Source organism: Streptomyces sp. AM 2-1-1 (genome assembly GCF_029167645.1).
Classification (GTDB): Bacteria; Actinomycetota; Actinomycetes; order Streptomycetales; family Streptomycetaceae; genus Streptomyces.
In genome coordinates this window covers 5,388,754-5,406,466 of sequence record NZ_CP119147.1, presented here as the reverse complement: position 1 = coordinate 5,406,466, position 17,713 = coordinate 5,388,754, and the positions used below count along the sequence as shown (strand labels likewise).

The following is a 17,713-nucleotide window of genomic DNA, read 5'->3' as shown; positions in this document are numbered from 1 at the left end:
TTTCGGCCAGGGTTCAGTCCAGGTCGATGTGTTCGCTCGCCGAGGGGCCCTCGTCGCGGGGGTCGGACGGGTCGTCGGCGGCCTCTGCGGGCGTCCGGCCGGGGCGGGGTGCTCCGCCCCCGGCGCCCTCGGTGGTCCGCGTCCAGCGGCCCTCCTGGCCCTCGACCGCCGAACGGTAGGCGGCCAGCAGCTCGTTGCCGGCGGCGGCGAGGTGGTCGAAGATCTCCGGATTGCGCTCGATGACCGGCTCGACCGCGCTCCTGGCCTGCTGGACGACCTGGCGCACCGCGCCCTGGGCGGCGGTGCCGAGCAGCGGGGAGGAGAGCGCGCCGAGCTTCCCGGCCACCGCGTCGGCGAGCTTGCGCAGCTCTTCGGCGGCGGAGGCGGGCGGCGGTCCGTAGGTGGCGCGGCGGCGGGCCTTCTCGGCGTCGAGATCCTCGGCGCAGGCGTCGGCCCAGGCGTCGCCGTCGGCGGGACGATCGGTGGATTCACTCATGGCTGGCTCCTGCGACGCGGATGACGTACTACCGACGGTACCCGAACGGAGGTCGTCCGTTCAGGGCGTGCGCGGCCGTCGCGGCGGAACCCGCGCCCCGGTCACGGGGTGCGCGGCCAGAGCTCCGCGTCGGGGGTGAACCGGACCCGCAGCACGCCCTCGCGCAGAGCGGCCCCGGAGACGCTGCACCGGCGGAGCGCGGAGTCCAGGCGGATGCTGCGCCGGTACGGTCCGACGGCGAGGAGGATCTCGTCGCCCCGGCGGACGAGCCGGAGACCCGATTTGACCGCTCCGGGCAGTGGCAGGCACCAGACGAACCCCTCGGGGCCGCCGTCCGGGCCGGGGTCCGGGGAGGGTTCGGTCCACCAGGGGTCGTCGGCGCGGCCGGCCGGACGGTCGTCGGGAGCGGGGACACCGAGCAGGTCCAGATCGCCCGGGCTCCGGGGGTCGCGGCCCAGGTGCGGGGCCTCGTGCAGCGCCTCGCCCGGGTCCGCGCCGGCGGCGGTCCGCGTCCCCAGGTCCTCGTGCCAGCGGGCGAGGGTCTTCTCCTGCTGGGCGGCGAGCGAGGCGAACCACGGGTCGGGGCTGTGGCGCGGCAGGATCCGGTTGGCGACGAGCAGATCGGTGCGCAGGCCGTGCAGCGCGAAGCCGGTGCGCGCGGCGCGCAGGGCCTCCTCGGCGGCGGGGCCGGGTTCGGCGACCAGCCGCAGCGTGGTGGAGCGGTCGTCGATCAGCGCCTCGGCCTCGGCGAGTTCGGCGTCCTTGCGGGCGGCGGCCGCGTACAGCCACTGCGCCGGCATCGGGACCCCGGCGAGCTGGGCGAGTACGGGGCGGAGCGCGCGGGCGGCCTGGCGCTCCGGGGGCAGCAGCCGGCGCAGGTAGCGGCGCAGCCGGCCGGGTAGGGCGAGCAGGGCGAGGGCCTCGGGGAGGGGCGGCAGGTCGACGACGAGGGTGTCGTACCCGGCCTCGGACCAGTCGCCGGCCGCTGCCCGGTGCAGGGTGTGCAGGAGGGCGAGTTCGGCGCTGCCGGGGAGTTCGGTGAGTTCCTCGGCGTCCATGCGGCCCGCGCCGAGGAGGTCGAAGGCGGCGGAGGCGCGTTCCTGGAGGGCGAGGAATTCGGTGCGGAAGTGGGCAGCGGAGTCGGTCCGCGCGTGGTCCAGGAGCTCCTCGCCGGGCACGGCCACCGGCCCCGGGTCGTCCGGGAAGCCGAGGCCGCCGGGGAGAGGGTCGCGGGAGACCAGGAGGGTGCGGCGGCCGGCCCGGGCCGAGGCCCGTGCGGTGGCGGCCGCGACCGTGGTGGTGCCGGCTCCGCCGGGCCCGGTGACCAGGACCGTGCGCACCGGGTCAGCCCTGGTGGGCGGACTCGACGCGCTTCTTCAGGCCGGCGAGCGCGCGGTCGATGATGACCTTCTCCGCCTTGCGCTTGATCATGCCGAGGAGGGGGATCTTGACGTCCACCGCGAGGCGGTAGGTGACCTCGGTGCGCTCGCCGCCGCCGAGCGGCGCCAGCGCGTAGGTGCCGTCGAGGGAGCGGAGCATCTGCGACTTGACCAGGCTCCAGCTGACCTCGTCGTCGCCCTTCCAGGTGTAGGCGAGGACGTGGTCGTCCTTGATGGCGCCGGCGTCCAGGACGAGCCGGACCCGTTCGGCGCGGCCCCGGTCGTCGGTGGCCAGCACCTCGGTCTCCTTCACCTCGCCGGTCCACTCCGGGTAGCGGGCGAAGTCGGCGATCACGCTCATCACGTCGGCCGGTGCCGCCTCGATCGTGATGCTCGAGCTGGTGTGTTCAGCCATCGCCGTGGCCCTCCATGCGCTGTGCCGGTCCGTTCGTGGCAGGAGCCTGCCGGGTGCAGGCTATCGCGTGCGCGCGAGCGTCCTTTGCGTGCCCCGTCGGGCCCGCTTCACCACTCGAGCGCCCAGGGACGGCCGGTGGAGGCGAAGTGGCCGACGTTGACGCATTCGGTGGCGCCGATCCGCATGCGGCGGGCCAGGGGCTGGTGGACGTGGCCGAAGAGGGCGTACCGGGGGCGGGTGCGGAGGATCGCGTCCAGCAGGGCGCGGCTGCCGCGTTCGAAGCGGCGGGCGACGGTGTCGTAGACGAGTTCCGGCACCTCGGGCGGGATGTGGGTGCACAGGACGTCGACCTCGCCGACCGCCTCCACCTTGGCGGCGTACTCCTCGTCGCTGATCTCGAACGGGGTGTTCATCGGGGTCCTGAGCCCGCCGCCGACGAACCCGAAGGTCCGTCCGCCGATCTCGACGCGCCGGCCGTCCAGGACGGTGGTGCCGGGTCCGGCGTACTCGGGCCAGAGGTCGGGGACGTCCACGTTGCCGTAGGTGGCGTACGTCGGGGTGGGCAGGACGGCGAACATCTCGGCGTACTGCTTGCGGACGGCGCCGAGGATCGCCGCGTTCCGGTCCATGCCGGCCCACAGCTCGCGGCCGAAGGCGCGGGCCTCGTCGTAGCGGCGGGCGGTGCGCAGCTCCACGATGCGGTCGGCGTTCTCCACGCCGAACAGGTCGGGGAAGATGCCGCGCGCGTGGTCGGCGTAGTCGAGGAAGAGCACCAGGTCGCCGAGGCAGATCAGGGCGTCCGCGCCGTCGCCCGCGCGGGCCAGTGCCTCGGTGTTGCCGTGCACGTCGCTGACGACGTGCACACGGGTGCCGCGGCGGGTGGCCGCGGGGTCGCCCGCCGCCAGCTCTCCTCCTGGACGCATGCGGCCACCCTAGCCACGGGCCCGCGGCCTGAACAGGGCGTCGGACCTGCGGTTACTTCCGAGTCGCGAAGGGGGTGGACTAGGGTTCGCGGAACGACGACCTCTGTATGTGATGCATAAGACATCTGTCCGGCTCCTCTATCCGGGGACCAATACCGGTGGGTAACGTCCGGGCAGTCCAGTCGTGCTCACCCCACGGAGCACCTGCCAATCGTGGACCGTTTCCGGTGCGTCACACAGAGCCGTGGCACCGGAGCCCGATGAGGAGCAGCAGTCTTGCGCGAGTTCAGCCTTCCGGCCCTGTACGAGGTCCCGACGGACGGCAACCTGACGGATCTCATCCGCCGCAACGCCGCTCAGCATCCCGCCACCCCGGTGATGAGCCGCAAGGTGGCCGGCGTGTGGACCGACGTGACCGCGGTGCAGTTCCTCGCCGAGGTCAGAGCCGCCGCCAAGGGACTCGTCGCCTCCGGCGTCCGGCCGGGCGACCGGGTCGCCCTGATGTCGCGCACCCGCTTCGAGTGGGTCCTCCTCGACTTCGCGATCTGGACCGCCGGCGCCGTGACCGTACCGGTGTACGAGACCAGCTCACCCGAGCAGATCCAGTGGATCCTCGGCGACTCGGGCGCCGTCGCGGTGATCGTGGAGAGCGACGCGCACGCCGCCTCGGTCGCCTCGGTCCGCGGGGGGCTGCCGGAGCTGGAGCGGGTCTGGCAGATCGACCGGGGCGCGGTCGAGGAGCTGAACGCCGGCGGCGCCGAGGTCGCGGAGGAGACCGTGGACGAGCGGACGACCGCGGCGAAGGCCGACGATCCCGCGACCATCGTCTACACCTCCGGGACCACCGGCCGCCCCAAGGGGTGCGTGCTCACCCACCGCAGCTTCTTCGCGGAGTGCGGCAACGTGGTGGAGCGGCTGAAGCCCCTCTTCCGTACCGGCGAGTGCTCGGTGCTGCTCTTCCTCCCCGCCGCGCACGTCTTCGGCCGGCTCGTGGAGGTGGCGGCCGTGATGGCGCCGATCAAGCTCGGCTGCGTACCGGACATCAAGAACCTCACCGACGAGCTGGCGGCGTTCCGGCCGACGCTGATCCTCGGGGTGCCGCGCGTCTTCGAGAAGGTCTACAACGCGGCCCGCGCCAAGGCGCAGGGCGACGGCAAGGGCGCCGTCTTCGACCGCGCCGCCTCCACGGCCATCGCCTACAGCCAGGCGCTGAGCACCCCGAAGGGTCCCTCCTTCGGTCTGCGGCTGCGGCACCGGATCTTCGACAAGCTGGTCTACGGCAAGCTCCGCGCGGTGCTGGGCGGACGCGGGGAGTACGCGATCTCCGGCGGCGCCCCGCTCGGCGAGCGGCTCGGCCACTTCTACCGGGGCATCGGCTTCACCGTCCTGGAGGGCTACGGCCTCACCGAGAGCTGCGCGGCCACCGCCTTCAACCCGTGGGACCGGCCGAAGATCGGTACGGTCGGCCAGCCGCTGCCCGGCTCCGTGGTGCGGATCGCCGACGACGGCGAGGTGCTGCTCCACGGCGAGCACCTGTTCGGCGGTTACTGGGGGAACGAGGCGGCGACCGCCGAGGCGCTGGCCGACGGCTGGTTCCACACCGGGGACATCGGCACCCTGGACGAGGACGGGTACCTCGCGATCACCGGCCGCAAGAAGGAGATCATCGTGACGGCGGGCGGCAAGAACGTCGCCCCCGCCGTGATCGAGGACCGCATCCGCGCCCACGCCCTGGTCGCCGAGTGCATGGTGGTCGGCGACGGACGGCCGTTCGTCGGCGCGCTGATCACCCTCGACGAGGAGTTCCTCGGCCGCTGGGCCGGTGAGCACGGCAGGCCCTCCGGTTCGACGGCGGCGTCGCTGCGCGAGGACGCCGAACTGCTCGCGGAGGTCCAGCGGGCGGTGGACGACGGCAACGCGGCGGTCTCCAAGGCCGAGTCGGTACGGAAGTTCCGCATCCTGGACGCGCAGCTCACCGAGGAGGCCGGGCACATCACCCCCTCGCTGAAGCTGAAGCGGAACGTCGTCGCCAAGGACTTCGCCCACGAGATCGAGTCGATCTACGGCGGCTGACACCACGTCCGGACGACGGAAGAGGCCCGCACGCGTCGTGTGACGTGTGCGGGCCTCTTCCGACGTCCGGGAGGTCAGAGCAGGGTGCGGAGCTTCTCGGCGAGCAGGTCCCAGCGCCATTTCTCCTCGACCCACGCCCGCCCCCGCTCCCCCATCCGGCGGCGCAGTTCCGGGTCGCCGAGCAGGGTGGCGATCCGGTCGGCGGTGTCCTCGGCGTCGCCGCCGCGCACCACCCAGCCGGTCTCGCCGTCCAGGACCGCGTCGGGCGCCCCGCCGGAGTCGCCCGCGACGACCGGCAGCCCGGTCGCGGACGCCTCCAGGTAGACGATGCCGAGGCCCTCCACGTCGAGCCCGCCGCGCCGCGTCCGGCAGGGCATGGCGAAGACGTCGCCGGCGCCGTAGTGCGCGGGGAGTTCCTCCCAGGGCACCGCGCCGGTGAAGCGGACCGAGTCGCGCACCCCGGTCTCGGCGGCGAGCCGCTCCAGGTCCTCGGCGTACGGCCCGCCGCCGACGATCAGCAGCACGGTGTCCGGGTGGCGGGCCAGGATCGCGGGCATCGCGAGGATCAGGGTGTCCTGGCCCTTGCGCGGCACCAGCCGGGAGACGCAGACCACGACGGGCCGGTCGGTGAGCCCCAGCCGGGCCCTGACCCGGTCGCCGCCGGACGCCGGGTGGAAGGTCTTCTCGTCGACGCCGGGCGGGAGTTGGACCATGCGGCCGGCCGCCTCGGCGGTGAGGGCCGCGGCGATCCGGGAGCGGGTGTACTCCCCCAGGTACGTGAGCGTGTCGGTGCCCTCCCCGATGCGGCGCAGGAGCGGGCGGGAGGCGGGGAGCTGGGCCCAGCCGGCCTCGTGGCCGTGGGTGGTGGCGACGATCCGGCGGGCCCCGGCCCGGCGCAGCGCCGGTGCCATCAGTCCGAGCGGGGCCGCGGCGCCGAACCAGACGGAGGAGCAGTCGTGTTCCCGCAGCAGTCCGGCCGCGCGCCGGGTGACCCGGGGGGTGGGCAGCAGCATCGTCGTGCGGTCGCGGACGACGGTGAAGGGCTGTGCGGCGTCGAAGTCGGCGGTGGCCCGTGCGCCCTCCTCGCTCCGCTTCCAGGTGGAGGCGTAGACGACGAGCTGTCCGGGGTCCAGCCGTAGCGCCATGTTGTGCAGGAAGGCCTGGATGCCGCCGGGGCGGGGCGGGAAGTCGTTGGTCACGATCAAGGTCTTGTCCATCGCCGCCGACAGTAACGGACGCCCGTGCGCGACGGACCACCCCAGGTCACCGAGGGCCCCGGACGACCGGCCGCGCCTGAGCCCCGGGCGCGGCCGCGCCCGGCATCATGGCCGGGGCGGGACGTGGGCACGAGGGGCGGGAGCGCCATGACGGGACGGGCCGGGACGCGGGGGCTCCTCGTGGTCTGGACGCTGACCAGGGCGGCGCTGCTGCTCTGCGTGCTCAAGGTGGTCACTGTCCCCGGGCCCGACGTCACCGTGGACGTCTCGGTCATCTACCGGGGCTGGTACGGGGCGCTGCGCACCGGTTCCTTCCCCGTCGGCGACGTCACCTGGCAGTACCCGCCGGCGGCCGCCCTGCCCGTCCTCTCCCCCGCGCTGCTGCCGTTCCTGGAGTACGCGACGGCCTTCTTCCTCCTGGTGGCGGTCTGCGACGCCGTGGTGCTGCGGCTGCTGGTGCGGGCGGGCACCCGGCCCGGAGGGCGGCTCGCGGGCGCCTGGGTCTGGGTGGCGGGCGTACCGCTGCTGGGCCCCACCGTCTGTGCCCGGTACGACCTGATGGTGACGGCCGTCGCGGTGGCGGCGCTGCTGGCCGGGGTGCGCCGGCCGAGGGTACTGGGGGCGCTGGCGGCGTTCGGGGCGCTGCTGAAGGTGTGGCCGGTGCTGGTGCTGCTGGGGACCGCCCCCGGGCGGGCGACGCGGCGCGCGTGGTCGGCGGCCGCGGTGACGGCGGGGACGCTGGCCGCGGGGTTCTGGCTCCTGATGCCGGGGGCCTTCGCGTTCCTCACCCACCAGCGCGACCGGGGTACCGAGATCGAGTCGCTGGGCGGGCTGGCGCTCCATCTGGCCCGGCGGTCCGGCTGGCCGGGGTGGATCGAGCTGACGTACGGCTCGATGGAGTTCCTCGGCCCGCGGGTGGCCCTGGTGTCCTCGCTGGCGCTCTGGCTGAGCGTGGCGGCCTTCGGCTGGCTGCTGGTGTGGCGGCTGCGGGCGCGGACCTTCGCCGCGCACACGGCGGCGGACGCGGCGTTCACGGCGGTGCTGCTCTTCACGACGACGAGCCGGGTGATCAGCCCGCAGTACCTGGTGTGGCTGGTCGGGCTGGCGGCGGTCTGCCTGGTCTTTCCGGGCAGCCGGATGGGCCGGCCGGCGTGCCTGGTGGTACTGGCCTGCCCGGTGACCTTCGGTGAGTTCCCGCTCGGCTTCGCGCACGTGGTGGCGAGCGACGACACGGGGGTGGCCCTGCTCCTCGTACGGAACGGGCTGCTGGTCGCCGCGACGGGGATCGCGGCGGTGCGGCTGTGGCGTGCGACGGCTCCGGCCCCGGGCAAGTCCGGCACGGCACCGGTAGCCGTCGGGGCGGTTCAGCCGAGCCGGTCGGCGAGGTAGCCCCGCCAGCGGGTGGTGAACTCCCGCTCGCCGACGCCGAGGACCTTCTCCATCGCCGACTCCACCGCCCCCTCGCGCCCGTCGTGCGCCCCGACCGCCCGGTAGAGGTCGGTGAGCGCGTCCTCGCCCCACTCCTCGGCGACGAGCGCGCAGGCGAGCCAGCCGCCCTCGTACGCCCGTGCCAGCGCGTCCGCGTCCCGGTCGAAGGCGAAGTCGTCGTCGCCGGGGAGCGCGGCGGGCAGCTCCCGGGCGCGGACGGCGGCGGCGAGCTCGGGAGCGATCTCCCCGGCCGTACGGCCCTCCTCCCGGTACGCGGCCCAGTCGGCGAACCCCTCGGAGAGCCAGAGCGGGGTGGCCGCCGTGGTGGCGGTGCGGGTCGCCACGTGGGTGGTCTCGTGGGTGAGGACGACCCGGCGGCCGAAGGTGCCGAGGGAGGCGTACGCCTCGGGGTTGACGATGACCCGGTCGGCGAGGGCCGGCTCCCCCTCCGCGCCGGTGACCGCGCCGGTGGTGACGGCCGCTATCCCCCGGTAGCTGCCGCCGGGCGAGGCGAGCAGTTCCGCCATGTCCCCGGTGGAGGCCGGTACGAGGTAGACCACCCGCGCCGTCCACCGGTCCGGCCAGGCGGCGGAGGCCGCCGGGACCGCGAGGTCGGCGGTCTCCGCGATCTCGCGCAGTTCCCCGGCCGGGCGGCCGACCCCGAGCACGAGGCTGTGGGTGCCGCGCACCGCGACCACGGTGCCCTGGTCCCAGAGCGGGACGGCGGCCCCCTCGGCCGGCCGGTCGGCCGTGAGCCGCCAGGAGCCGCCGGCGCCGTCCCGGGCGAACTCCAGGGTGCGGCGGGCGGTCGCGGGGGCGGTGTCGAAGCCCACCAGGCGGTACCCCAGCTCGACGTCGGCGGTGGCCCGGTCCCCCCGCGCGGTCACCGACCCCACGGTGTAGGTCCAGGACCGCAGCGGTACGTCCGCCAGGCCGGCCAGCTCCGCGCGCTGGGCGGTGCGCAGCGCGGCGGCTCCGGGGTCCACCACGGCGAGGTAGGCCGCGGTGTCGTGGTGCAGCACGGCGGCGGCCCGCCGGTCGAGAACGGCGGTGATCTGCCGGGCGGCGGCGGAGTCCGCCAAGCGCTCGGGTGCCGCGCAGCCTCCGGCGAGCAGCATCCCGGCAAGGAGCAGCGCGGCGAGCGGGGCGCCCGCCGCACGCCGGGTGCGGGGGCGGCCCCGCCGCACGTCTCGCCGGGTTCGCGCCTCTTCTGCCATCGGGCCGATCGTACGGTCAGACCGGGTGACCGAGGAGACGGGCATCATGCCGACGGGGGTCGCAACGGACCGCGGCGCCGGGACAGGGGGCGCCGATCGTACGGTCAGACCCGGGTGACCGAGGAGACGGGCATCATGCCGACGGGGTCGTAACGGACCGCGGCGCCGGGATAGGGGGCGTGGATGACCTGGCCGTTCCCGGCGTACATGCCGATGTGGCTGGCGTCCGCCCGGTAGGCGACGAGGTCGCCGGGGAGCGCCTGGGAGAGGGGCACCGTGCGGCCCGCGTACCGCTGGGCCTGGGAGGTGCGGGGCAGGCTGACGCCCGCGCGGGCGTAGGCCCACTGCATGAGCCCGGAGCAGTCGAAGCTGCCGGGGCCGCTGGCTCCCCAGACGTACGGTCGGCCCAGCGCCTGCTGGGCGGCGGCCAGTGCGGTGAGCGCCCTCGCGGAGCCCCCCAGACCGCCCGCGGCCGCCCGGAGGGCGTCGATGCCGTCGGTGCCGCCGGGGCCGGGCAGCCGGCCGGAGCGGTCGGAGCGGCCGTCGTGGGCGGCGCGCTCCCCGGGCGGGAGGGTGGCCAGCAGGCGGCGGGCCTCCGCGAGCTTGGACTCGACGGCGCGCTTGTGCCGGGCGACGGCGGCCCGGCCGCGTTCCAGGTCCCGCAGGGCGCCGGTGGCCTCGGCGTGGATCTGCGCCATCTTCTGGCGCGCGCGCAGGAGTTTGTCGAGGGCGAGCGACTGGCGGGCGCCGAGCCGGTCGAGGGTGGCGGCCCGGTCGAGGAAGGTGTCCGGGTCCGAGGAGAAGAGCAGCGCCAGGGAGGGGTCGAGGGTGCCCGCGCGGTACTGCGCCCCGGCGAGGGCGCCGAGGCCCCCGCGCATCCGGTTGAGGGTCTCCCGGGTCCGGGCGGCCGCCTCCTGGGCACGGCCGGCCTTCTCGCGGAGCCGGTCGGTCTCCTCGCCCGCCCGGTTGAACCGTTCGGTGGCCCGCTCCGCCTCCTCGTAGAGCCGGTCGACGCGGGCCCGGGTGGCGTCCCGGTCGTGCGGCGGTTCCGCGCTCGCGGGCGCCCCGGTGAGGCCGGCGGCGGCACTCGCGGCGGCTGCCGTCAGGACCGCGGCACGGACGCCCCGGTCGAGGCCGGACTGTGTGGGACGGCGATGGGACACCACGGGGCCGTACTCCCTTCCGCTGCACGCGTACGCGCCGGCTCCCTGCCACCCGGGAGGGGCGGGACGAGGGACGGGAGCCGCACAGCAGACAGACAGTAGTCGGACGGTCACACGGCGTCCAAGGACCCACCCGGACACGCGACCGGCGAAAAAGGCTCCGCCCCGGCGGTGACCTCGGTCTCCGTCGGGGCGGGGCGTCGTGCGGGGTTGTGCCGATTCGCCCGTTCGGGCGTCGGGCGGGCCTGGCGGGGCAGACGTCAGATGCGGACGCCGACCTGGAAGCTGCCGATGGTGTTCATCGACTCGTAGCGCACGAAGGCGCCGGGCTTAGGGGCGTGCAGCACCTGGTTGTTGCCGGCGTACAGGGCCACGTGGGAGGTGCTGTTGAAGAAGACCAGGTCGCCGGGCTTGAGCTGGCTGCGGCCGATCTGGGTGCCCTGGTTGATCTGGGTGTAGGTGGTGCGGGTGATCGCCACACCGGCCTGGGCGTAGGCCCACTGCGTCAGACCGGAGCAGTCGAAGGAGTTCGGGCCCGTGCCGCCGGAGACGTACGGCTTGCCGATCTGGGTGGCGGCGTTGGCGAGGGCCGCGGCGCCGAGGGCGGAGGCGGGCACCTCGCTGCCGAGGTCGACGCGGCTGCCGGCGTCGCGGCTGGCGCGCGCGTCCTCATCGGCCATCTTCTGGCGCTCGGCGGCGGTGAGGGTGTTCAGCAGGGCCTGCGCGTCGGAGAGCTTCTTCTGGAACTTCTTCTTGTTGGCGCCGAGGGCGTCGCGGACCTCGGCGAGCTCGGAGAGCTTGGCCTGGGCCTCCTCGCGCTCCTGGGCGAGGGTGCGCTGCTTGGCCTGGATCTTCTCCAGCGATTCGGCCTGCTTGGCCGTCAGGCTGTCCAGCGCCGAGGCCTGGTCGAGGAAGTCGTCGGGGTCCGACGAGAAGAAGAGCTGCACGGAGGGGTCGATGCCGCCGGAGCGGTACTGCGCGGTGGCGATCGAACCGAGTTCGCCGCGGAGGGTGTTGAGGTCGGCCTGCTCACGCGCGACCTTGTCCTGGAGGGCGTCGACCTCCTTCTTCAGCTTCTCCTGCTGCTCCTTGGCCCCGTTGTACTTCTCGGTGGCGGCCTCGGCCTCGTGGTAGAGCTTGTCGACCTTCGCCTTGACCTCGGCCTTGGTCGGCTGGGGGTCGGCGTGGGCCGCCTGGGCGGAGAGCGCCACGGCGGCTGCGGCGGTGGCGGTGAGCACGGTCACGCGGGTGCGGCTCGGCTGCTTGGGTCGACGGTGGGACGCCACGAAGGCGAGCTCCTTCTTCCTCAGAGCCGCCTACCAGGACCGCAGGGCACAGAACACCCGGCACGACCCCGTTCCGCGCACATCACGGACTCGGCGGTTCCTTCGCCGCCACCCCGTGTGAGTGATCAACCGTGCGAAGGTTCGAGGCCTGACCCTAGTGACCATCTCGTGATCAGTTCAAATCCTCGCAGGAAAAACTTCGTCACACTCGCCACTTCTTCGCCTCGACGCACGGCGTGTAGCCAGGATTTGACGGTACGTTTCCCCAAAAGCCGCACGACCCGCCACAGCGCCCTTCGGGCACTAAACGCGCGAAAGCCGCTTCAGGAGCAAGGCGGACGCGACCGGCCGCGCCCCGGCCTTGGCCACTCCGTCCGCCACCTCGCGGTCGGTGGAGACCACCACGACGGGGCGTCCCGGCGGTTCGGCGCGGGCCAGTTGGCGGATCAGCTCGTCGGCGGTCACCCCCGCCTTGCTGAAGAGCACCCGGACCCCGCGAGGCGGCGCGAGCAGCACCGGCACCGCCAGTTCCGCCCCGTCGAACACACAGGTCATCTCCGCGCCCGTCTGGGCCGCCAGCATCGACAGACCGCCGAGCAGCCGCAACCGCTGCTTCTCCAGCGGCATCTGCGGATAGCCGGTCTTCGTGACGTTGTAGCCGTCGATGATCAGATGCGCCTGCGGCAGGGCCAGCAACTGGTCGAGCAGCGCCGGATCGGTCTCCGACAACGCCCTCGCCGCGATGTCCTTGGGCGACATCCGGCCCGGCTCGACCGCGTCCACCCCGTCCGCCGGACGGGACGTGGCGGGAGGCAGGGCGAGTTCGCGGCGCAGGCCCGCGGCGGCGTCGAGCACGGTGTCCAGCAGCAGCCGCAGCCGCATGTCCTCCACCGAACGGCCCTCGCGGGCGGCCCGGCGGCCCGTCTCCACGGCCGTCTCGGCCTCCGCCAGCCGCGTCTTGAGCCGGCGGCTCTCGCTCTCGGCCTGGGAGACCTGGGCCGCCGCCTCCGCGCGTACGGCGTCCGCCTCGGCCGCGGACCTGCGCAGCGCGGCCTCGTGGCGCTTGACCTCACTGAGGGCGCTGCGCAGTTTGCGGTGGAGCGACTCGGACTCCTTGCGGGCGGCGTCGAGTTCGGCGCGCAGCCGCTCGGCGTCCGCCTTCGTCTGGCCGCGTGCCTGGGCCAGCTCCTCGCGCAGTCGCTCCGTCTCGCGCCGGGTCTCGTCGTCGGCGCGCTCGGCGCTCGCCCGCTGGACCTCCTCGCCCGCGGCCTGCACCAGCTTGACCCAGCCGACCGGGCGCAGCACGTACGCGGCGGCGGCGACGTCCACCGGGTCAGCGGCGGCCGGCGGCGCACCGGCCTCCAGGGCGCGGGCCAGTTCCGGCTGGGCCGCCGCGATCCGCTCCCCGATGCGCCCGCGGAAGCGGGCGTCTCCCTCCAGGGCGGCGGCCATGGCGTTCCCGGCGAACTTGGCGCGCCGGGTGGGGGTGAAGCGGGCGTACTGCCGCAACTGCGCGGGCAGCTCGCCGACGGTCAGACCGCCGAAGGCCTCCGCGACCAGGGCGACGACCCGCCGTCGCACGCCTTCGGGCAGCGGGCGGTCGAGCGCCTCGACGGCGCCGTCGGCCCCATCGGCCGGATCAGCGCCGCTGGTCGGCTGCTCCACCATCCGTCACCCCATCGTGTCTGTGGTGCGACTCCGTCAGGAGCCGGCACCTGGCCTGTCCACCAGTTCGATCTGATCCACCGCGTTGCACCAACGGCAGCGCACCGATTCGATCGTCTCACTGACGACCTCCCGCTCCTCGACACTGGCGTCACCGGCCAGGTCGAGGTGGATGTACTCCACCACCTTCGACGACCTCGTCACGTCGAAACGCGTGAGATTCCCGCAGAGCGTGCAGCGCCAGCGGGTCGCGTCGGTCGGCTGGGGAACCGTCGTCATCGTTGCCGTCCTCTTCCGTCGTCGGGCCTCGGGCCGTCCCGGACCGAGCGCCGTCCTGTCCTGCCTCAAGGATCTCGCGGTGCGCCGTCGAACTGCGGTGTCCTGGGGCAACCCTAAGGCCTCCTCCCGGGCCCGCGGCACGGCGAGGCGGGCCGGTGGGTTCCGTCCCGGTACGTCATGCTCCGTACATGACCGACGTACGGGACAGGGGGCTGCGGAGGGCGGTGAGGAGGCTGCGTGCACCGGCCGCGGCGGGCGGCGCACCGGTCACGTACGGCCTCATCGCGGTGTGCTGCCTGGTCTTCCTCGCCAGCCCGCTCTCCGGCTTCGGTCCCGTGCACGGCACCGCCGACGCGGCCCTCGCCGCCCGAGCCGGCTACTTCGAGCGGTGGGGGGTGATCCCGGCGGACCTGTGGAACGGTCCGGCCCGCGCGTGGGTCACCCCGTTCACCGCCCTCTTCGTGCACGGCGGCTGGCTGCACCTGCTGGGCAACATGCTCTTCCTGCACGTGTTCGGCGCGATGGCCGAGGAGCGGATGGGGCACCTGGCCTTCGCCCTCTTCTACGCGGGCTGCGGCTCGCTGACCCTGGTGGTCTACGCGGCGGCGTACTCCGGGTCCGAACAGACGCTGGTGGGAGCCTCGGGCGCGATCTCCGCGGTCCTCGGGGCCTTCCTCCGCCTCTTCCCCCGGACCCGGGTCACCAGCCTCTTCCCGTTCCTCCTCTTCCTGCCGCTGCGCTTCCCGGCGTGGATCGTGCTGCTCTTCTGGTTCGTCCTCCAGTGGCTCGCGGCCCGGAGCGCGGGGAGCGGTCCCGGCGTCGCCTATCTGGCGCACGTGGCGGGCTTCGGCGCCGGGTTCGTCCTGGCCGGGGGTGTCCGCCGGCGTGGGGCTAAAGTGAAGACTCCAGCCACGGCCACCGAGGGAGAAAGCCAGCCGTGATCACCGCGATCGTGCTCATCAGAACCAGCGTCGACCGGATTCCGGAGATCGCGGAGTCCGTCGCGGCGCTGGACAGTGTCAGCGAGGTCTTCTCGGTCACCGGTACGTACGACCTGATCGCCATGGTCCGGGTGGCCCGCCACGACGACCTCGCCGAGGTCATCCCCGGCCGGATCAGCAAGATCCCGGGCGTGGAGGGCACCGACACGCACGTGGCCTTCCGTACGTACTCGCAGCACGACCTGGAAGCGGCCTTCGCCATCGGCCTGGACGCGTAACCACCTCGCGCGCCCAGCACTTCGGGCGGGTACGGGCAGCCGCCCGTACCCGCCCGAAGTGCTGCCGGTGGTCCCGTCAGATCTGCGCGGCGCCCCGGTCCGGGACGCAACGACCGCCCTCGGTGCGGTACTTCCACTGGGCGCCCTCGCTCACCAGCTCGCCGACCGCCCGCACGAAGCGGTCCACGTGCTCGTCCGGCGTACCGGCGCCGAAGCTGACGCGGATGGCGTTCAGGGAGCGCTCGCCCGGCTCGGCCTCCGGCGCACCGCACTCGCCCGGGTCCTGCGGGTCGCTGCCGAGCAGCGTGCGGACCAGGGGGTGGGCGCAGAACAGGCCGTCGCGGACGCCGATGCCGTACTCGGCGGAGAGCGCGGCGGCGAAGTGCGAGCTGTTCCAGCCCTCCACCACGAAGGAGATGACGCCGACGCGCGGGGCGTCCTCGCCGAAGAGCGAGAGCACCTTGACCTCCGGCACCTCGGCGAGGCCCGCGCGGACCCGGGCGACGAGCCGCTGCTCCCGGGCGACCAGCTTGTCGAAGCCGGCCTCGGTCAGGGCCTTGCAGGCGGAGGCGATGGAGTAGACGCCGATGACGTTGGGCGAACCGGCCTCGTGGCGGGCGGCGGTGGTGTGCCACTCGACGTCCACGCCGCCGTCGGCGCGCCGGGCGACCTTCTTCGACGCGCCGCCGCCGGCCAGGTAGGGCTCGGAGTCCTGGAGCCAGTCGGCGCGGCCGGCGAGGACGCCGGAGCCGAAGGGGGCGTAGAGCTTGTGGCCGGAGAAGGCGACCCAGTCGACGTCCAGTTCCGCGATGTCCACCGGGTGGTGCGGGGCGAGCTGGGCGGCGTCCACCACGATGCGGGCACCGTGCGCGTGGGCGGCGGCGGCCAGTTCCCTGACCGGCCACAGCTCGCCGGTGACGTTGGAGGCGCCGGTGACGCAGACGAGGGCCGGGCCGTGGGGGTCGCGGTCGGCGAGCGCGCGCTCCAGGGTCTCGACGGCCTGCCGCGGGGTGCGCGGCGCGTTGAGGTAGGTGACGCGGGAGTCGCGCCAGGGAAGCAGCGAAGCGTGGTGCTCGGTCTCGTAGACGAACACCTGGCAGCCGGCCGGGAGTACCGAGGCGAGCAGGTTGAGGGAGTCGGTGGTGGAGCGGGTGAAGATCACCTGGTCGTCGGCGCGGCAGCCGAGGAACTCGGCGACGGTGACGCGGCTGTTCTCGAAGAGGTCGGTGGAGAGCTGCGAGAGGTAACCGGCGCCGCGGTGCACGCTGCCGTAGTACGGCGCGTAGGCCGCGACGTCGTCCCAGACCCGCTGGAGGGCGGGGGCGCTGGCCGCGTAGTCCAGGGCCGCGTAGGTGACTTCGCCGCCGGTGACGAGGGGGACGGTGACGTCCTTGCCGAGCACCGGCAGCGGGGCGCTCTCCGCTTCCGGTGCGGCGGCGGGACCGGCGGTGTCGAGGGCAGCAGAAGAAGAGGACATGGCGAACTCCCGGAGGACGCAGGCGAATCCACCGTGCCGGCGGGTACGCGGCAGCACGGTGCGAAGAGATGGAAGGGTGCGGAGAAGGGCGGTGTGCCCTATCGCATTCGCTTGCTCACAAGAGGCTCCCTGGGGACCAGGACCCCGGAGGCTGGCATTCAAGGATGCCGAGGGGCCCGCGCTTGCCGCAGACCTCGCTGCCTACGGCCTGGTCTTCACCCGGGGCACCCCGCCACGGACGGAGGGTTGCCGGACAGCGGGCCGGGGCCGTAGTCGCTGTCACTCATGACCTGCCAGCATCTTGCCACACGTGCCGGTGGACGCAAGGGCATGGTCCGCGATACGGACGGTGCCCCCGCGTCCACACGGGTCAGGCGTTGCTCGCCGCCACCCAGCGCTCCAGTGCGCGGTGCGCGGAGCCGGAGTCGACGGACTCGGCCGCGGCGGCCATCTTGGCGCCGATCTGTTCGGTGAGCGTGCCCCCGCCCGGTTCCAGCGCCACCAGCGCGGCTGCCGAGTTCAGCAGGACGGCGTCGCGCACGGCGCCCTTCTCACCGTCCAGCACCCGGCGGGCGACGTCGGCGTTGTACGAGGGGTCGCCGCCGCGCAGCGCCTCGACCGGCACCAGCTCCAGCCCCACGTGGCGCGGGTCGAAGCCCTCTTCGCGGACCTCGCCGTCGCGGACCACCCAGACCCGGGAGGTCGCCGTGGTCGTCAGTTCGTCGAGCCCGTCGTCGCCGCGGAAGACGAGGGCGGAGTTGCCGCGCTCGGCGAGGACGCCGGCCACGATGGGGGCCATCCGGAGGTCGGCGACCCCGACGGCCTGGGCGCGGACGTGGGCCGGGTTGGTGAGCGGGCCGAGGATGTTGAAGGTGGTCTGGGTGCCCAGTTCCCTGCGGGCCTTGGCCGCGTACCGCAGCGCCGGGTGGAACTTCACCGCGAAGCAGAAGGTGATGCCCGCCTCGGCCGCCACCTCGGCGACCCGCTGCGGGGTCAGCTCCAGGTTGACGCCGAGCTTCTCCAGGACGTCCGACGCGCCGCTCGCCGAGGAGGCGGACCGGTTGCCGTGCTTGACGACCTTGGCACCCGTGCCGGCGATCACGATCGCGGACATGGTGGAGATGTTGACGGTCTTCGCGAGGTCGCCGCCGGTGCCGACGATGTCGACCGAAGGGCCGGGCACCTCGATGGTGCGGGCGTGCGCGTACATCGCGCGGACCAGGCCGCCGACCTCGGCGACCGTCTCGCCCTTGGCGCGCAGCGCGACGGCGAAGCCGGCGATCTGCGCGTCGGTGGCGTCCCCGCTCATGATCCGGTCCATGGCCCATGCGGTGTCGTCCGCCCCGAGGTCCTCGCCGCGCAGGAGGGGAGTCAGCACGCCGGACCAGGAACGGTCCGCCGCGCCGTCGCCGCCGTTCGGGGTCGCCACGTTCATGGTCCGCTCCAAGAATCCACAGCCGGAAAGGGTGTCCTTCC

The 17,713-nt window shown here is 73.9% G+C and carries 16 protein-coding genes and 1 riboswitch; of the genes, 4 read left to right on the top strand and 12 right to left on the bottom strand.

From position 1 onward, the window contains the following. Nucleotides 1–13: 13 nt before the first annotated feature. The 4 genes from PZB77_RS23605 to PZB77_RS23590 form a co-directional block, all read right to left on the bottom strand. Nucleotides 14–496 carry a DUF5304 domain-containing protein gene (locus tag PZB77_RS23605; RefSeq protein WP_275494621.1) on the bottom strand — a complete coding sequence of 161 codons (483 nt, stop codon included), beginning with the start codon at nucleotides 494–496 and terminating at the stop codon, nucleotides 14–16. Between the two features lie 101 nt (nucleotides 497–597). Continuing rightward, complete coding sequence (locus tag PZB77_RS23600; RefSeq protein WP_275494620.1) at nucleotides 598–1,836, bottom strand: ArsA-related P-loop ATPase; 1,239 nt, start codon at nucleotides 1,834–1,836, stop codon at nucleotides 598–600. A gap of 4 nt (nucleotides 1,837–1,840) precedes the next feature. Further along, nucleotides 1,841–2,290, bottom strand: a complete 450-nt coding sequence (locus PZB77_RS23595; RefSeq protein ID WP_275494619.1) for an SRPBCC family protein — start codon at nucleotides 2,288–2,290, stop codon at nucleotides 1,841–1,843. Between the two features lie 107 nt (nucleotides 2,291–2,397). Next, nucleotides 2,398–3,213: a metallophosphoesterase gene (locus PZB77_RS23590; RefSeq protein WP_275494618.1), complete on the bottom strand. Its 816-nt coding sequence runs from the start codon at nucleotides 3,211–3,213 to the stop codon at nucleotides 2,398–2,400. A 276-nt stretch (nucleotides 3,214–3,489) separates the two neighbouring features. On the opposite strand from PZB77_RS23590, the gene PZB77_RS23585 reads away from it, so the two are divergent. Next, the gene (locus PZB77_RS23585) at nucleotides 3,490–5,286 is read left to right on the top strand and encodes an AMP-dependent synthetase/ligase (RefSeq protein WP_275494617.1); all 1,797 of its coding nucleotides are present in this window, start codon (nucleotides 3,490–3,492) and stop codon (nucleotides 5,284–5,286) included. A 74-nt stretch (nucleotides 5,287–5,360) separates the two neighbouring features. Here the strand turns inward: PZB77_RS23585 and PZB77_RS23580 are convergent, their stop codons facing one another. After that, entirely contained in the window at nucleotides 5,361–6,503 is a 1,143-nt protein-coding gene (locus PZB77_RS23580) for a glycosyltransferase family 4 protein (protein ID WP_275494616.1), read from the bottom strand. Nucleotides 6,504–6,650: 147 nt separating this feature from the next. On the opposite strand from PZB77_RS23580, the gene PZB77_RS23575 reads away from it, so the two are divergent. Continuing rightward, nucleotides 6,651–7,892 carry a glycosyltransferase family 87 protein gene (locus PZB77_RS23575; RefSeq protein WP_275494615.1) on the top strand — a complete coding sequence of 414 codons (1,242 nt, stop codon included), beginning with the start codon at nucleotides 6,651–6,653 and terminating at the stop codon, nucleotides 7,890–7,892. On the opposite strand, the gene PZB77_RS23570 is transcribed toward PZB77_RS23575, so the two are convergent. The 5 genes from PZB77_RS23570 to PZB77_RS23550 all read right to left on the bottom strand — a co-directional run bounded on the left by PZB77_RS23570 (nucleotide 7,868) and on the right by PZB77_RS23550 (nucleotide 13,541). After that, on the bottom strand, nucleotides 7,868–9,148 hold the full coding sequence (locus PZB77_RS23570) for a hypothetical protein (RefSeq protein WP_275494614.1): 1,281 nt from the start codon (nucleotides 9,146–9,148) through the stop codon (nucleotides 7,868–7,870). The genes PZB77_RS23575 and PZB77_RS23570 overlap by 25 nt on opposite strands. 104 nt (nucleotides 9,149–9,252) lie before the next feature. After that, the gene (locus tag PZB77_RS23565) at nucleotides 9,253–10,314 is read right to left on the bottom strand and encodes an NlpC/P60 family protein (RefSeq protein WP_275494613.1); all 1,062 of its coding nucleotides are present in this window, start codon (nucleotides 10,312–10,314) and stop codon (nucleotides 9,253–9,255) included. A gap of 257 nt (nucleotides 10,315–10,571) precedes the next feature. Then, nucleotides 10,572–11,597, bottom strand: a complete 1,026-nt coding sequence (locus PZB77_RS23560) for a C40 family peptidase (RefSeq protein WP_275494612.1) — start codon at nucleotides 11,595–11,597, stop codon at nucleotides 10,572–10,574. 303 nt (nucleotides 11,598–11,900) lie between these two features. Further along, nucleotides 11,901–13,262, bottom strand: a complete 1,362-nt coding sequence (locus tag PZB77_RS23555; RefSeq protein ID WP_275496184.1) for an NYN domain-containing protein — start codon at nucleotides 13,260–13,262, stop codon at nucleotides 11,901–11,903. Between the two features lie 36 nt (nucleotides 13,263–13,298). Continuing rightward, a complete protein-coding gene (locus PZB77_RS23550; protein ID WP_275494611.1) occupies nucleotides 13,299–13,541 on the bottom strand; it encodes a hypothetical protein in 243 nt (80 codons plus the stop codon). Nucleotides 13,542–13,729: 188 nt separating this feature from the next. Here PZB77_RS23550 and PZB77_RS23545 point away from each other — a divergent pair, with 188 nt between their 5' ends. Further along, the gene (locus tag PZB77_RS23545; RefSeq protein WP_275494610.1) at nucleotides 13,730–14,482 is read left to right on the top strand and encodes a rhomboid family intramembrane serine protease; all 753 of its coding nucleotides are present in this window, start codon (nucleotides 13,730–13,732) and stop codon (nucleotides 14,480–14,482) included. Continuing rightward, nucleotides 14,479–14,760 (top strand): Lrp/AsnC ligand binding domain-containing protein, encoded by a 282-nt coding sequence (locus tag PZB77_RS23540; RefSeq protein ID WP_275494609.1) that lies wholly within the window; start codon nucleotides 14,479–14,481, stop codon nucleotides 14,758–14,760. The genes PZB77_RS23545 and PZB77_RS23540 overlap by 4 nt, the downstream gene beginning before the upstream one ends. Nucleotides 14,761–14,836: 76 nt before the next feature. Here PZB77_RS23540 and PZB77_RS23535 read toward each other — a convergent pair whose 3' ends face one another. After that, entirely contained in the window at nucleotides 14,837–16,237 is a 1,401-nt protein-coding gene (locus PZB77_RS23535; protein ID WP_275494608.1) for an aminotransferase class V-fold PLP-dependent enzyme, read from the bottom strand. A 173-nt stretch (nucleotides 16,238–16,410) separates the two neighbouring features. Next, nucleotides 16,411–16,528: riboswitch (SAM riboswitch) on the bottom strand. 79 nt (nucleotides 16,529–16,607) lie between these two features. Continuing rightward, complete coding sequence (gene trpD, locus PZB77_RS23530; RefSeq protein ID WP_275494607.1) at nucleotides 16,608–17,672, bottom strand: anthranilate phosphoribosyltransferase; 1,065 nt, start codon at nucleotides 17,670–17,672, stop codon at nucleotides 16,608–16,610. Between the last annotated feature and the right edge of the window lie 41 nt (nucleotides 17,673–17,713).

Excerpts from the sequence above, each read along its gene's own strand:
- PZB77_RS23605 (WP_275494621.1), bottom strand. The coding sequence starts at position 496 with ATGAGTGAATCCACCGATCGTCCCGCCGACGGCGACGCCTGGGCCGAC.
- PZB77_RS23595 (WP_275494619.1), bottom strand. The coding sequence starts at position 2,290 with ATGGCTGAACACACCAGCTCGAGCATCACGATCGAGGCGGCACCGGCC.
- PZB77_RS23590 (WP_275494618.1), bottom strand. The coding sequence starts at position 3,213 with ATGCGTCCAGGAGGAGAGCTGGCGGCGGGCGACCCCGCGGCCACCCGC.
- PZB77_RS23580 (WP_275494616.1), bottom strand. The coding sequence starts at position 6,503 with ATGGACAAGACCTTGATCGTGACCAACGACTTCCCGCCCCGCCCCGGC.
- PZB77_RS23575 (WP_275494615.1), top strand. The coding sequence starts at position 6,651 with ATGACGGGACGGGCCGGGACGCGGGGGCTCCTCGTGGTCTGGACGCTG.
- PZB77_RS23570 (WP_275494614.1), bottom strand. The coding sequence starts at position 9,148 with ATGGCAGAAGAGGCGCGAACCCGGCGAGACGTGCGGCGGGGCCGCCCC.
- PZB77_RS23550 (WP_275494611.1), bottom strand. The coding sequence starts at position 13,541 with ATGACGACGGTTCCCCAGCCGACCGACGCGACCCGCTGGCGCTGCACG.
- PZB77_RS23545 (WP_275494610.1), top strand. The coding sequence starts at position 13,730 with ATGACCGACGTACGGGACAGGGGGCTGCGGAGGGCGGTGAGGAGGCTG.
- PZB77_RS23535 (WP_275494608.1), bottom strand. The coding sequence starts at position 16,237 with ATGTCCTCTTCTTCTGCTGCCCTCGACACCGCCGGTCCCGCCGCCGCA.
- trpD (WP_275494607.1), bottom strand. The coding sequence starts at position 17,672 with ATGAACGTGGCGACCCCGAACGGCGGCGACGGCGCGGCGGACCGTTCC.